The organism is Pedobacter sp. Bi126 (assembly GCF_918698245.1).
GTDB lineage: Bacteria > Bacteroidota > Bacteroidia > Sphingobacteriales > Sphingobacteriaceae > Pedobacter.
Genome location: NZ_CAKKMS010000001.1, coordinates 1,180,911 through 1,194,842, shown reverse-complemented (window position 1 = coordinate 1,194,842; position 13,932 = coordinate 1,180,911). Strand labels below are relative to the sequence as shown.

The following is a 13,932-nucleotide window of genomic DNA, read 5'->3' as shown; positions in this document are numbered from 1 at the left end:
CGATAGTCCCGCCCTTTGCTTAATCCCGTGAAGGACGGAATAACGCTGTCGGTCGGGTTTATTTTACCTTGGATAGTAGCACTGTTTAAGATCACTAAACCCGATCGGAGCGGGATGCCAATTCCTTCCAATTGGCAGAAGCGGGAGCGGGACTGTTTTACCCTAAAAGCTCCTGCAATTGCTTTCCAAAAAATAATTCAGGTGATAGGTCGTCATCCCGACTGGAGCAAGGCGGAATGGGGGATAAGCGCTTGATAAGCGTTGCCAACTTACTAGCGACATGGCTATTAAAAGTTGACAACGCTATCTTCCCCTTACACAAACTGATTAAGTACCAACACCCCAATAAGCCCTAAAACCGAAACCAGGCTTTCCATCATGGTCCAGGTGCTAAAAGTTTCTTTCAGGCTAAGGTTAAAGTATTCTTTAAACATCCAGAAACCTGTATCGTTTACGTGAGAAAACATCAAACTCCCTGCGCCGACAGATAATACCATTAACTCAGGAGGCGTCCCGGGGCCAATTAGCGGCAATACCATACCCGAAGCGGTTAGCGCAGCCACTGTTGCTGAACCCAGGGTTACCCTAAGCGATGCGGTGATTAGCCATGCGAGTAATAATGGCGACAAATTTAAACCGCCAGTAAGCTGTTTTACGGTTTCGCCCATACCACTATCGATCAAAATCTGTTTAAAGGCGCCGCCTGCTGCAATAATGAGGATAATCATGGCGATACTTTTTACCCCTTCGGCACACGATTCCATTGCTTTTGTAATGGTGGTTTTTTGAACCGCTAAAGCAATAATAACCGAAATTAATAAAGCAGCGGTAGGATCGGCTAAAAATATAAACAGCGGTTTACCGATATAATCTATTTTTAAGCTGCTTCCGATGGTTCCGGCGATGATTAAGAATACCGGCAGCAATGCCGTAATGAAACTCCTTGATGCAGAAGGGAGATTTTCTTCTTCGTTTATGCTGAAGTTTTGAACAGTTACCGATTGATCGCGTTTGAGAATCAACCGTGGGAAATAGATTCCGGCAATAACGGCAATAGGTAGGCTTAAAGTTAAACCGTAAATTAATGTTTTACCAATATCGGCGTGGAAAATACCAGCTAAAGCAACTGGGCCAGGGTGGGGCGGTAAAAAACCATGTGTTACTGAAAGGGCTGTGGCCATCGGGATGCCGATGTATAATTTTGATAGTCCTGTTGTGGCAGAAATGGCAAAAACCAAAGGGATTAACACCACAAAACCAGCATTGTAAAACAAAGGAATTCCCACCAATAAACCGGTTAACAACACGGCCCATTGAATGTTCTTTTTGCCGAAAGCCCCGATCAATATGAAAACGATCTTTTTTGCCGATCCGCTATCTTCAATTAATTTGCCCATCATCGCACCGAGTGCCAAAACCATTACCATGCTGCCCAGCGTGCTGCCTATACCATTGCCAATGGAGCTCATTACCTTTGGGGCAGGCATGCCCAATAAAAGACCTGTAATAATTGCCACAGCAATTAGGGCAATCATTGGGTTGATCTTTTTCAAGATCAGCACGAAAAGCAACAGGATGCCGAAGAGTAGGATAAGTAATGACATTTGGTTAGGGCTTAGGTAATGTGATTAAATATAGCTTTTACCACAGATGAACACTGATTTAATATTAGCTGTGTCTATCCTTTTTATCTCCCGAAAATCGGGAAAGGTCGTGGTAAATTTTTATTTTTTTTGCGCTTTTTACTTTTTAACAGTAATGGTTCTTCCGGTAACGAGATGAAACGCGTAAACCCGGTACAGGCCATCGTCGCTAATTTCTATATTTTCTACAAGGCCGGTTTTGCTAAAAGTATCGGTTACCATATCGCCAATTTTTACATCTTGAAGAATATCGTTGGGCGTATCGTTATTTAATCTGATCATAATGTAAATGTATTATAAATTGCTAAAAACTGTATAAAAGAAAAACTTAACTAAGTCAGTGCCAAAAACCATTGGCTTTCGCTAATATTTTTTGTTACTTTATAATAGCGGTTGTTTTTTATTGTTAGCGCTCAATTTCAGCTATAATCAAAAACAGATGACCTCCTGAAATAGCTGTAAAACCAAATAAAATGATCAGAAAGACTTTTCTTGTTGTAACCCTGTTTTTAATGTTCCAAGGCTGTAAAGCTGGTACTTCAGAGATTTTAAAGAATGAAAAAATAAATCAGAATACCAGGGCACAGCTAAGTGCATTGAACAATAAATTATTTAAGGCCATTGCTGGTAATGATGCAGCTACCGTAAAAGCAATGATGTCTGATAAACTACTGGAAAAAGATGAAGGGAATATCGAAAAACTTGTAAAAGACGCAAGTGCTTCTCTCTCTGCGAAAAACTATAGCCTCTTGGATGAATATCATGTCAAAAATTCAACAACTGGAGTAGGTAATACCCTTTTTTCTGGACTTGCTGGTAATAATGATTATATCATCCATTATCTGGCTCTAAATAAAGAAATGTATGTTTCGTTGTTATTGCCTGGCGATGGGGAATTACTAATTACTGCCATCTACGGTAATTATAATAACCAGTGGAAAATAAACATTCTTTATCTTGGACAGTATCGTTTAGAAAAATTGATCGCTCCTGACTACTATAAACAAGCGTTAGACAGTTATAATAAATCTTATTTGGTTGATGCCGCAAACTATCTTGTTCTTGCTCAACAATGTCTAAAGCCGGGGGGCGAATATTTTCAGTATCTAAAAGAAAAAGACATTAATGACCTTTCAGAGAAGGTGATGAAAGAAGTAAATGCTAAATACATATTTCCGTTAACACTTGAAAACATTGATACAAAGCCTAAAGTGTTCAGGATTTATCCTCAGATCATGGGAGAAGGGATTTTTCCTTGCATACTTTATGTAACGCGTATCGATCTTACAGATGTTGTTGCGCTAAAAGCTGAAAACGAAAAGGTAAGAATAGAGGCGGCTAAACTTTTTAACGGTATAGACAAAGATAAAAAAGCGATTCTATACCGTGCATTCGCCGAATTGCCTGATGGTGTAAAAGAAGTTAAGAGCTACGGCTTTGTTGATGAGAAATAAGCATTTGCTATAGGATTATTTAAACCAGAGTATTAAATTTTGATTCGATGTGGTTTCTGGCCTCTTTTTGAAACGCTTCGGGCGTTTGGCCTGTCTGTTTTTTAAAGAAACGGCTAAAATAAGGTCGGTCTGAAAAACCCAGTTCGTATGCAATTTCTTTAATGGTATGGGCACTATGGATAATTTTCCTTTTTGCCTCCAGGATGATGCGATCGTGGATGATCTGCATTCCTGTTTTATTTAGTTTTTCTTTTAAAATCTGATTTAATCTTTTAGAACTAATGCCGATTTTACCAGCATAGAAATCGGTGTTCCTAACCTGCTGATAATTGCTTTCGAGTAACATCAAAAATTCGTAGACTCTTTTTTGCTGTACATCATGGCTGGTAAATTCATGTTCTTTTACCTGGATCAGTTTTAATAGAAATACTTTTAGCAGTGCCCTGGTAATGATAAAAGTATTTCCTGCCTTCTGGTATTCATCCTCAATTAATTTGTAGATATTACCGAGCTCAGAAGCGGTTTCCTGATTTAGCCTTAAACAGGAAAATTCGCCCTGAACATTAAAGATCTTAAACAGATCGAGGAGGAATTCTTTTTCTTCCCCTTCAAGAACAGATCTTTTAAAGGAGATTAATACACCGTTTTTACCGGCTTTGTTAAGCTGATGCACGCGGTAGGGAGGGATGAGATAAATCCAGTCTCCTTTACTGTCGAATACTGATTCTTGTAAGGCGTGTAAAGGTTCTTCATTTTTTAACCAAACGATTTCGAAGAACTCTTTTCTGCCCGGGTCATTAAGATAACTGGGCGGACAATTGCTCAGATCGCGGATATAGATAATCGATTTTTCCAGATGTGTTACTTCGGAGGATAAACTCATGATGTTAAAGTTAAATACTTAATTTTTTAGCGATTGGATTAACTGGTAATTATGGTGGACTATTCGGAAACCATGTCTTTAATATGGCTAATGGATGACTTTTGTAGTAACATATTTCCTGATTGTCCCATATAAGTAGCTAAATGTATAACCATACTGCGAAGTGGCGCCCATACCTTTGGGCCAATAAACAGCGTGTATAAAATGGACTTAAAAGCCCCAATAGCAATTACCGACAGCCAGTTAGCAATAGATAGCCTTGATAATCAGCAGCTGGCCTGGGATCTGCAAATGAACCTGGATAAGATTATCGAGGAGAATGCCCGATTGGCCAGACAGATGGGATTAGACCAGTTAATCCCTTTTGTATATCACATTCAGCGGGCAAAACGGATTTTTATTACTGCCGCAGGCCGTTCCGGTTTCGCCATGCAATCGGCAGCAATGCGTTTAATGCATCTTGGTCTTACTGTTTACTATGTTGGAGATACCACAAGTCCGGCTATCGAAGCGGGCGATTTATTAATTGCTGCCTCGGGTTCAGGAACAACCGGATCGATTGTAAGGGCTGCAGAAAAATCGAAAGCGGTAGGTGCTGAAGTGGTAGCCATTACAACAAACGCCGGATCGTTACTGGCAAAACTGGCCAGCCACGTGGTATGGGTGCCAGCGGCGGAAAAAGAAGACCACAGCGCAAAAGTATCTACTCAATATGCAGGAAGCCTGTTCGAGCAGTTTTTGCTTTTACTTAATGATGCCGTTTTTCAATCACTTTGGAAACTGAGCGGACAAGCTGCAGAAACACTATGGAAGAGACACGCCAACCTTGAATAACAATTAATTTAATTATAGATAAAATAGAAACATGGCAAAATTACAAGTAGCAATAGATTTATTAACAACTGAAGAAGCCTTAGCTTTGGCAGCAAAAGTAGCTCCATATGTAGATATTATTGAATTGGGCACTCCGCTGATCAAGAATATGGGCGCTACAGTAATTACCGCAATGAAAGCTGCACATCCTGATAAACTGGTTTTTGCAGATTTAAAAACGGCAGATGCGGGTGAACTGGAAGCTGATATTGCTTTTAAAGCAGGAGCTGATTTGGTTACCGTAATGGGGGCTGCAGGAAATGCAACGATTATCGGTGCGGTTAAAGCGGCAAAAGCACATGGAAAAGGCGTAGTGGTTGACACTATTGGTTATCCTGACCGTGTTAAAAGAGCCCAAGAGGTTACTGCATTAGGTGTTGAATTCGTAGAATTACATGCAGGTTTAGATGAGCAGTGGACGGCTGGTTACTCTATTCAGGTGCTTATCGATGAAGCCGCAAGCGCTGGAGTTCCAGTTTCTATTGCTGGTGGGGTAAATATTGATAACGTTACTGCAGTTATACAGGCAGGTGCTATAGTTGCCGTTGCAGGTGCTGCAATTTATGGCGCTGAAGATCCTGCTGCTGCTGCAAAGGCACTTCGCGAAGCAATTGATGCTGCATAACTATTCAGTTATAGTCTGTTACCATAGGTACTTGGTTTATGGTAACAGATTATATTTACTTCTTTAGGTTATGGCTAAGCCAATAGCATGAATAAAATGCCTATTAATCCTGCTTGGTCCAAACCAAAGTGGCGGTATCATAACCTAAGCTTTCTGCCTTTCTCAAATATTGCTGTTTAATGTTTTCCGGAATGCTTTTGTTTCTGGATAAAATCCAGAGGTATTTTAGGTTGTTGCCGGCTACCAAAGCATATTGATAATCTGAGTCGACCTCGATTACATTATAGCCTGCATAAAAAGGGCCAAAGAACGAAACTTTTAATCTTCCTTCGTTGCTTTCATTTACAAATTTTGCTTTACCAATGCTCTGTTTCCATTCCTTTTTAACATAATTATAACCGCGGTTATCTACCTTGATACTGCCGTCATCCTTAAGTGAATAGGTAGCCGTTACATTATTAAGATCTTTTTCGAACTTAAAATCCATTCGTGCAATCTCATACCACTTGCCCAGGTATTTGTCTTTTTTAAATGGCTTAACAGCAGTGGCTCCCTTTGGAATAGACACACAGGAAATTAGGTTTATCGCTATAACACCAACGCCTAAAGCCAGGAATAATATCGGATATCTTTTATTCATCTTTAAATTCTTTTGAAAAGGAACAAAGCTATTATCATATAGTTTGTTTAGGGGAATCAAATTTAAAAGCGCATTTTCCTAAAACCTGCAAGACGTTATTTTAGTTGGTCTATTTATTGGGTTAGCCTTAACATAATCTAACTTTCTGTCCTTAAAATCTTTAACGGTGGTTGGTTCAGGATACTCCTGGTGCTTAATACCCCTGTAATTACGACTAGTAACACAATTGAGCCAAACAACAATAAGGTTGGCACAAATGGAGGCACAAAGGCTGCATCGAAAGTGAATTTAGCTAATGCCCAGCTTCCGCCTATGGCTAAAATCAATCCGGCACCTGCGGCAAAAGCACCTAAAAAGAAATATTCAATCGCATTTATTGCTAAAATCTGCTTTCTACTGGCACCCATTGTCCGCAACAAAATACTTTCTTTTATCCGCTGGTTTTTACTGGTTAATACCGACGATATTAAAACAATCCAACCGGTAACCATGCTAAAGCCGGTCATAAACTGAATCACAAAACCGATTTTGCTTAACAGCTCATCTAAGAGTTTCAATACCAGATCTAAATCGATGACTGAAACATTTGGAAATTTTTGCACCACTTCACCCTGAAAGCGTGCTGAAACTTCGCCCGATGGTATCCTGGTCATCAATACATGAAACTGTGGTGCTTCTTCTAATACCCCTGCCGGAAAAACAACCCTGAAATTGGTCTGCATCCTGCTCCAGTTTACTTCCCTCAAACTTCCAACAACCGTTGGAATCATCATGCCCTGCACATTAAAAAGAATTTTGTCATTCAGCTCAACATGAATCTGCTGGGCATAACGCTGGTCTAATGAAATATAAACCGTTTCATTGGGTTTTATTTTTCCGGTCCATTTGCCCGCTGTAATTTTCTCTGCTGCGGTTAAAGTATCCTGATAGGTAGCCCTGATTTCGTTGCGATAAGCCCTTCTGTTATTGGTATCTGCACTGGCTTTCTTTCCATTAATTTCTTCAATGCGCATGGTAATTACAGGCACCTGGTTCATTAGCGGTAATTTAAAAGCTTTGGTTAAACTGTCCAATCCTTCTTTTTGCGTATTCTGGATATCGAACATCACCATATTGGGCTGATTGGCGCCTGATGAAAGTGTAACGCGGCTCATTAAGATCCCCTGAACAAAAAATAGGGTGCAGATAAATGCGGTTGATAAACCAATAGAAACGGTAAGCATCAGGGTTTGGTTATTCGGCCGGTAAAGGTTGGCAAAGCCCTGCCGCCATAAATAACTGGATGAATTGGGAAAGAGTTTTCTTACCAGGAACATCAATAGTTTAGACAGTATAATCAACAGTACAAAAGCGATGGCAATACTTGCGGTAAAAGCCAGCGTTTGTATCCATGTTTTCATCTGCAAGTTCGTAAAAGCCGTAATAAAAATCGCCATAAGCAGATACACCAACCAGGTTAGCGGATCTCTCTTTCCAGTTGCTTTTTCGAAAGATACCCGGATGGCATTTAATGGCGAAATCCTTCTAACAGACAGAAGCGAGGGAAGGGCAAAGAGGATCGAGATGATCAGCCCCAGTAACAGCCCCTGACCAACAGCGGGCCACGAAACCTGCATAGTGATCTCAACAGGTAAAAAATCTTTTAATACCAAAGGCAGCAAGAACTGTATTCCCGTACCTAGAACAGCCCCTAAAACAGCCGCAATTAAGCCGATGAAAAAGACCTGGATAAGGTAGATTAAAAAGGCATGACGTGATTTTAAGCCTAAACACCTTAACGTTGCAATCGCACTTAACTTTTCCTGAATGTACACATGGATAGCGCTGCCTACACCAACACAACCCAGCAGCAAAGCGATAAAACCAGATAAAGCCAGAAAACGGTTTACATCCTTAAACGATCTTCCGGTCTGTTCTTTTCTCGATTCAACCGTATCTGCATCGAAACCTTCTTTTTCTAATTTGCTGTCCTGCTTTTTAACCCATTCATCTATTTTGGATGGATCGTTGTACCTGAAATAAAATTTATTGTTGATCCTGCTTCCTGTTTTAATCAGATTGGTTTTATCGAGGATTTGTAATGGAATATAAACCGTAGGGGCTATACTTGCACCAATACCGGTTTGGCCCGGAGCTTTGGTTAAAGTGCCCAGTATATTGAAATATAGATCGCCTATTTTTACCGAATCGCCAACTTTTGCATTAAACTGCAGCATTAGGGTTTGATCTACCAATGCGTTTCTTCCCGATTGAAACTGTTTTGCTGCGGCTAACGGAATGGTTTCTATGGTACCATAGTAGGGATAATTCCCTTCAAGGGCTTTCATCTGTACCAAACGGCTGCCTCCCCCTTTCTGGAAATAGATCATCGAAGCAAAGGTTTTCTCCTGCGATCGTTCATCGCCAAGTGTATCGAGCATTTTTTGCATCGCTTTGCTTACGCCCTTCCGGCTATCTAAAACCAGATCGGCTCCTGTAAGCTCCTTTGCCTGTGCATCGATATCTTTTTGAAGGTTATCTTTAAATGAATAAACTGCAACAAGGGCGGCGATGCCCAAAACAATGGATGAGATAAAGAGCAATAAACGTGCACGGTTTTTCCTGCTATCGCGCCAGGCCATTTTAAACAGCCACGAAAACTTAATAGATTGTTTTGGGAGGCTATTAGGCATAAGTAGGGTTTTCGTCTGAAATGATTACGCCGCCTTTAATTTTAATGCTCCTTGCCGTTCTGGCAGCCAGTTCAAGATCATGTGTTACGATAATCAATGTGGTTCCCGCATCTTTATTTAAATCAAAAAGCAATTTGATCACTTTTTCGCTGGTTTCTGCATCAAGATTTCCGGTAGGTTCATCTGCAAAAAGAATAGCCGGTTGGTTCGAAAATGCCCTTGCCAGCGAAACGCGCTGTTGCTCGCCACCTGATAATTGTACTGGATAGTGATGCGAACGGTCGGCAAGGCCAACTTTATCCAGCAGTTCTAGTGCATGTGCACGGATATTTTTTGCTCCTCTCAATTCTAAAGGTACCATTACATTTTCGAGTGCTGTTAAAGTGGGCAACAGTTGAAAGTTCTGAAAAATGAAACCCACATATTGATTTCTGATCGCCGCCCTTTCATCTTCATTCAGTTGCTCTAAAGCAATGCCATTCAGTTCAACCGTTCCGCTGCTGGCCCTGTCCAATCCGGCACATAAACCAAGTAAGGTTGTTTTTCCGCTTCCCGAAGGACCCGTTATGGCCACAGTTGAGCCAGCTGCTATCGAAAAATTAATGTTATCCAAAACGGTGAGTTCCCGTCCGGCACTTTGGTAAATTTTGCTTACATTTCGGATGTTCAATATGCTTTCCAATAGCTGAATTTTTAGGGTTTGCGTATAGATTGTGGCCAAACATAACCAGGCACTGCCTGTTAAGATAATGGTTTAAACAATAATTAGATATAGATTAATTAGATATGTTACGAAAACGATTAATGGGGCTATTTGTTTTGAGCCTTGTACTGTTGAGCTGCGGAAACCGCGAAAATAAAAGCAATACCGATAAAACTTTAGATTCGACTGACCAAAAAACTGCTTCTGTGGCTACTGAGCAGAAGAATATTCTCTTTTTTGGGACCAGCTTGACGGCAGGTTATGGACTCGACCCAACAGAAGCTTACCCGGCATTGATCCAAAATCGGATCGATTCTTTACAAATGCCTTACAAAGTAATTAATGGTGGTTTAAGTGGCGAGACTTCTGCTGGTGGAAAAGGACGGATTGATTGGCTACTTAAGCAACGAGTGGATATTTTCGTGCTCGAACTTGGTGCCAATGATGGTTTGCGTGGGTTGCCTGTATCGCAAACAATTAAAAACCTTCAGGCGATTATTGATCGGGTAAAAGCTAAATACCCTGATGCTAAAATGGTATTGGCTGGTATGCAGGTTCCACCAAATATGGGTGCCAAATATGCTGCAGACTTTAAAAACATGTTTCCTGATCTGGCAAAGAAAAACCAAATGGCACTGATCCCCTTTTTATTGGATAAGGTAGGTGGTGTTCCGGCATTAAACCAAGCCGATGGTATACATCCAACTGCCGAAGGAGATAAGATTCTTGCCGAAAACGTATGGGTAGTATTGAAGGATTTGTTGTAGTTTATGTGATTTTAACCACAGAGGTCGCGAAGGAAAAGACACCGAGAGACGCAGAGTTGTTATGCGAGGAAGTCGATCGTCATTCCCGCGCAGGCGGGAATCTTATTCCAATGTGGTTTGGATAGATCATCGTCCTCGTTTGTAACGAGGATGGGATGGGAAAGGCGATTTTATCGCCACTAAACTCTTGTTGTGCATTACAAATGCACATCTCGCTAATCCTCGTTGCAAACGAGGACTATTTTATTGAACATCTTCCAGTGTGCCTAAAAATGCAATAATCTGTTTGATCTCCAGTTTGCTTAAGTTCAGCTTATCGGCAGATAAAGTCTGGTTTTCAACATTGATTCCCATACCTGCACCACCACCTCGATTATAAAAATCCATCACCTGTTCTAAAGTTTTATAAACACCATTGTGCATATATGGACCTGTTTTAGTGATGTTTCTTACAGTTGAAGTTTTAAATGCATGTTTATATTGTGGGTAAGCATAAAGAGCATACCGGCCTAAATCAGCATCTATTTTAGGTTTTAAGGTATCTGTAGTAGCGGGCACACCTAAAACTTCTGCTTCACTTTTAATAAAGAGAGGTGCTTGGGTACCATTAAATAAGGGTGCAAAATGACAACTTCCACACTTTGCTTTTCCCATAAAAAGATTAAAACCTTCTTTTTCTTCTTGATTTAACTGTTTTTTATCGCCTTGCATGTAGCGGTCAAATCGGGAGTTAAACGGAGATAACGAACGGATATAAGATGCCAATGCGTGCTGGATTTTCCATGGATCGGCTTTCGCAGTTTTATCCAGATAAGCTTTTTGAAATAAGGTTAGATAATTTTTTGATGAATTGATTCTCGTCGCGGCTTGTGTTAATGAACCATTCATTTCCTGTTTATGATGAACCACATCAAGCGCCTGATCTTCCAGGGTTCCAGCTTTTAAATCATAAAAGAATCCACGCTGTAACCCCGCATAAGCTAAAGTTGGTGTATTTCTCAGTAACGATTGTCCTTTTGAAATCCCTGCTGCTTTGCTTAGACCATCCGTAAAGGCGAGTGATTGCTGATGGCAGCTGGCACAGCTCCGGTTATTTCCATTAGAAAGTACCGCATCATTGAACAGTATTTTTCCAAGTGCAATTTTATCGTCGTTGATAAATAAGGTGCTGTTGCCTACAAATTTGTTTACATTAAAAGCGTTTATCTGGAACATACTTGTTGCATCGTCGCGAAGCGCGCCGCCGCTGGCGGCAGTTGGTATTTTTTTTTCTAAACGGAGTAAATTGATGTGTTTGCTGATCGGATCAAGATATTCAGTTATAAAACTTAAACGATCGAAATGATCAAAATCGGTATTTTTATCCAGGTAGCTTATTGCTGAAGGTATCAATTTATCTGATGCGTCGTTTTCATACTTTGCCAGTACGTTTGCTATTCCCTGTAGTGCCGAAGCCGTTTCGGGTATCGATTGTAAGGCGTTTGGGGTATCAAAACCAGTAATGCCCAAACTGGTAATCCTGAAAATTTCTAAACGGATGGCATCAAATAATTGCGCATCGGTAATCTGGTACTGTTCATTAAAGCGACTAACACGTTGCAGGTTGAGTTGCATTTTTTTTACCTCATTTCCTAATTCCTTTCGGTTTTCTGTTGTTGGGGCTTCATAGATAATTTCTTCCATTACCTGAAAACCTGTTGGATTTTCAATGAGATTTTCGCCCAGTTCAATCTCATCAATCGGCGCACCATTAAGCAGTACAGAAGTTGAAGGGAAAAAATATTCGATATAATACTCCAGCTGTTTGTATTTTATTCTCGCCTGTAGAAAAGATTGTTTAATTGCTTTTTCATCCCTGTTTTGAACGGCTATCGATAATTTTTGGTCAACAATGTTTTGAAGTTCAATAAGCTGTCTATCAAAATCTGCTTTTACCAGTGCTGCATTTGATCTGTTTTCTGTTTTGCAGAAAATAGACAATAGGGTAGTAAGGGTAATCAGTATAAGGAAAAAAACAATTTTTTTAAGGCTAGACATGCTTGGGTAGGCGTTGAAATAAAATAGAAAAATCCCTTCCAGCATTTGCCGAAAGGGATAAAGAAATAAAATAGGTTATTTAGAAACGCCGCGAACGATTACTACTTGTCCGCCTTCGTTATTATTTACCAATCTTGTTGTACCACCATCGGCATTTTTGTATTTATCGCTTGTCCAGGTGTGTGGGTGTAAGTTCAGCACAAATGTATCAGGGATACCAGTCAGTGCAGAGATATCGTACATTGCGCCATATTCCCAGCTACTTAATTGTACACTGTTTGATGGGTTGTATTTAGCGTTAAAGGTTGCATCTGTTCTGCGGTGGTTCATTTGTAACATCGGTTTTAACGATTTTGAAGCCATTGCAAATTGCCAGACGGTTCCATCATGGTCATTGTTTTTGTAGAACGAATCTCCATCTTCCTGGATGTACACATAGTTTTCGGTTACACAAAGGTTATCTGGATTTACAATACTTTTTCCAGGGTTGTCATTTCCGTCAACAGCAACTTCTAGCTTACCTTTTAATGGACTGCTTGCGTCCAATACCAGTTTATATACACGGCCCCACATGGTTTTTCCACTTACTGGTGTAAGTTTATCACCCTGGCTAACGCCAGTTGCCGTAAAATATACTTCGCGTCCGTTTGCTGCGCTGCCTTTTCTGTAATCGATATCTTCTACGCGGGCTAACATTAGCGCTTTTTTATCGATTGTTTGTTGCTGTAATTGTGCACCTGTACTGCTTTTTACGTTGTCAAGCTCTACAAATTCCACATCATAGCTTTGTCCTTTGTCCATGTTGGTTTCTATCGGGTCGTTATTGCTGCGTTTCATCACGTATAACTTTCCGTTTTCCAGGTCGCCTTGAGTGTTAGATACGTACATGGCCAATTGCCCATCGGTTTCATCCTCACCAATCATGATAACGGTTTTACCAGCATATGATGCTTTGGGAAGTGGCACTGCGTTTTCTGCGCTCCATCTGCCTAATGCACTAACAGTTCTTTGTTTGTTCTTTTTATCTGCTGCCGCAAGAGGGTCGATAGCATGAATCATCGATTCTGCACCGCTTTCTCCGGCAGTTAAGAAAACTGGTTTAGAAAAGCCATGTTCTTCAGGTGTTACCATTGTAGCAGAACATAAACGGGTCATACCGCCATCAGAATCTACAATATATTCTCCTTTTACAGGTTTGAAATTTTTATCTAAATATACTCTCGATACCGATTGAAGAATTTCATGGTTATTGATCATGATAAAACCTTCTCCGGCTGGATTTTTAATAATTCCGGCGCCATCAGGTTGTGCACCAAATATAAAATTTGGTGATTCTGCCAGTACATCATCTGAGCTGATCAACGTGGTAATATTCAGGCTTTCGAAACCGGGCATGGTTTTTACCAATGAAGGGTTTACCGAATAATCTTTAAGCGTAACTGTGGTTTCTGGGTTTTCTGCCTCATTATTCTTTTTACAGGCACTGATCACAACTGCCGAAGTAACGAATGCGGCAACAGCAAGGGCTAATGCCTTTTGCTTTAGTAATGTTTTGTTCATAAGTTTTGTTTTCCGTTTGAGGCAAAATTACATCGGCTATGTTTCCGGAAATTAAAGTATATGTTAAGCTAAGCT

12 protein-coding genes are annotated in these 13,932 nt (G+C 40.4%); 4 read left to right on the top strand and 8 right to left on the bottom strand.

Translation table 11 applies throughout. From position 1 onward, the window contains the following. Positions 1-314: 314 nt before the first annotated feature. Positions 315-1,604, bottom strand: coding sequence for a gluconate:H+ symporter (locus tag LQ201_RS04795; protein ID WP_230145599.1), 1,290 nt, complete (start codon positions 1,602-1,604; stop codon positions 315-317). Positions 1,605-1,742: 138 nt separating this feature from the next. Next, entirely contained in the window at positions 1,743-1,925 is a 183-nt protein-coding gene (locus LQ201_RS04790) for a hypothetical protein (protein ID WP_029275851.1), read from the bottom strand. A 191-nt stretch (positions 1,926-2,116) separates the two neighbouring features. On the opposite strand from LQ201_RS04790, the gene LQ201_RS04785 reads away from it, so the two are divergent. Further along, positions 2,117-3,097 (top strand): hypothetical protein, encoded by a 981-nt coding sequence (locus LQ201_RS04785; protein WP_230145598.1) that lies wholly within the window; start codon positions 2,117-2,119, stop codon positions 3,095-3,097. 19 nt (positions 3,098-3,116) lie between these two features. Here LQ201_RS04785 and LQ201_RS04780 read toward each other — a convergent pair whose 3' ends face one another. Next, positions 3,117-3,980, bottom strand: a complete 864-nt coding sequence (locus LQ201_RS04780) for a helix-turn-helix domain-containing protein (RefSeq protein ID WP_230145597.1) — start codon at positions 3,978-3,980, stop codon at positions 3,117-3,119. 204 nt (positions 3,981-4,184) lie between these two features. Here LQ201_RS04780 and hxlB point away from each other — a divergent pair, with 204 nt between their 5' ends. Together hxlB and hxlA are read left to right on the top strand one after the other, a co-directional pair. Further along, the gene (hxlB, locus tag LQ201_RS04775; RefSeq protein WP_230145596.1) at positions 4,185-4,814 is read left to right on the top strand and encodes a 6-phospho-3-hexuloisomerase; all 630 of its coding nucleotides are present in this window, start codon (positions 4,185-4,187) and stop codon (positions 4,812-4,814) included. Positions 4,815-4,845: 31 nt separating this feature from the next. Further along, positions 4,846-5,478: a 3-hexulose-6-phosphate synthase gene (hxlA, locus tag LQ201_RS04770; protein ID WP_230145595.1), complete on the top strand. Its 633-nt coding sequence runs from the start codon at positions 4,846-4,848 to the stop codon at positions 5,476-5,478. Positions 5,479-5,581: 103 nt separating this feature from the next. Here hxlA and LQ201_RS04765 read toward each other — a convergent pair whose 3' ends face one another. The 3 genes from LQ201_RS04765 to LQ201_RS04755 all read right to left on the bottom strand — a co-directional run bounded on the left by LQ201_RS04765 (position 5,582) and on the right by LQ201_RS04755 (position 9,472). After that, positions 5,582-6,118, bottom strand: coding sequence for a lipocalin family protein (locus LQ201_RS04765; RefSeq protein ID WP_230145594.1), 537 nt, complete (start codon positions 6,116-6,118; stop codon positions 5,582-5,584). Positions 6,119-6,255: 137 nt separating this feature from the next. Continuing rightward, positions 6,256-8,790: an ABC transporter permease gene (locus tag LQ201_RS04760; RefSeq protein WP_230145593.1), complete on the bottom strand. Its 2,535-nt coding sequence runs from the start codon at positions 8,788-8,790 to the stop codon at positions 6,256-6,258. Beyond that, the gene (locus LQ201_RS04755; RefSeq protein WP_230145592.1) at positions 8,783-9,472 is read right to left on the bottom strand and encodes an ABC transporter ATP-binding protein; all 690 of its coding nucleotides are present in this window, start codon (positions 9,470-9,472) and stop codon (positions 8,783-8,785) included. The genes LQ201_RS04760 and LQ201_RS04755 overlap by 8 nt, the downstream gene beginning before the upstream one ends. 104 nt (positions 9,473-9,576) lie before the next feature. On the opposite strand from LQ201_RS04755, the gene LQ201_RS04750 reads away from it, so the two are divergent. Beyond that, on the top strand, positions 9,577-10,260 hold the full coding sequence (locus tag LQ201_RS04750) for an arylesterase (RefSeq protein ID WP_230145591.1): 684 nt from the start codon (positions 9,577-9,579) through the stop codon (positions 10,258-10,260). 243 nt (positions 10,261-10,503) lie between these two features. Here LQ201_RS04750 and LQ201_RS04745 read toward each other — a convergent pair whose 3' ends face one another. Both LQ201_RS04745 and LQ201_RS04740 read right to left on the bottom strand, forming a co-directional pair. Further along, entirely contained in the window at positions 10,504-12,297 is a 1,794-nt protein-coding gene (locus LQ201_RS04745) for a cytochrome-c peroxidase (RefSeq protein ID WP_230145590.1), read from the bottom strand. A gap of 75 nt (positions 12,298-12,372) precedes the next feature. Further along, positions 12,373-13,857 carry a PhoX family protein gene (locus LQ201_RS04740; RefSeq protein ID WP_230145589.1) on the bottom strand — a complete coding sequence of 495 codons (1,485 nt, stop codon included), beginning with the start codon at positions 13,855-13,857 and terminating at the stop codon, positions 12,373-12,375. Between the last annotated feature and the right edge of the window lie 75 nt (positions 13,858-13,932).

Excerpts from the sequence above, each read along its gene's own strand:
- LQ201_RS04740 (WP_230145589.1), bottom strand. The coding sequence starts at position 13,857 with ATGAACAAAACATTACTAAAGCAAAAGGCATTAGCCCTTGCTGTTGCC.
- hxlB (WP_230145596.1), top strand. The coding sequence starts at position 4,185 with ATGGACTTAAAAGCCCCAATAGCAATTACCGACAGCCAGTTAGCAATA.
- LQ201_RS04780 (WP_230145597.1), bottom strand. The coding sequence starts at position 3,980 with ATGAGTTTATCCTCCGAAGTAACACATCTGGAAAAATCGATTATCTAT.
- hxlA (WP_230145595.1), top strand. The coding sequence starts at position 4,846 with ATGGCAAAATTACAAGTAGCAATAGATTTATTAACAACTGAAGAAGCC.
- LQ201_RS04750 (WP_230145591.1), top strand. The coding sequence starts at position 9,577 with ATGTTACGAAAACGATTAATGGGGCTATTTGTTTTGAGCCTTGTACTG.
- LQ201_RS04745 (WP_230145590.1), bottom strand. The coding sequence starts at position 12,297 with ATGTCTAGCCTTAAAAAAATTGTTTTTTTCCTTATACTGATTACCCTT.
- LQ201_RS04765 (WP_230145594.1), bottom strand. The coding sequence starts at position 6,118 with ATGAATAAAAGATATCCGATATTATTCCTGGCTTTAGGCGTTGGTGTT.
- LQ201_RS04795 (WP_230145599.1), bottom strand. The coding sequence starts at position 1,604 with ATGTCATTACTTATCCTACTCTTCGGCATCCTGTTGCTTTTCGTGCTG.
- LQ201_RS04785 (WP_230145598.1), top strand. The coding sequence starts at position 2,117 with ATGATCAGAAAGACTTTTCTTGTTGTAACCCTGTTTTTAATGTTCCAA.
- LQ201_RS04790 (WP_029275851.1), bottom strand. The coding sequence starts at position 1,925 with ATGATCAGATTAAATAACGATACGCCCAACGATATTCTTCAAGATGTA.
- LQ201_RS04760 (WP_230145593.1), bottom strand. The coding sequence starts at position 8,790 with ATGCCTAATAGCCTCCCAAAACAATCTATTAAGTTTTCGTGGCTGTTT.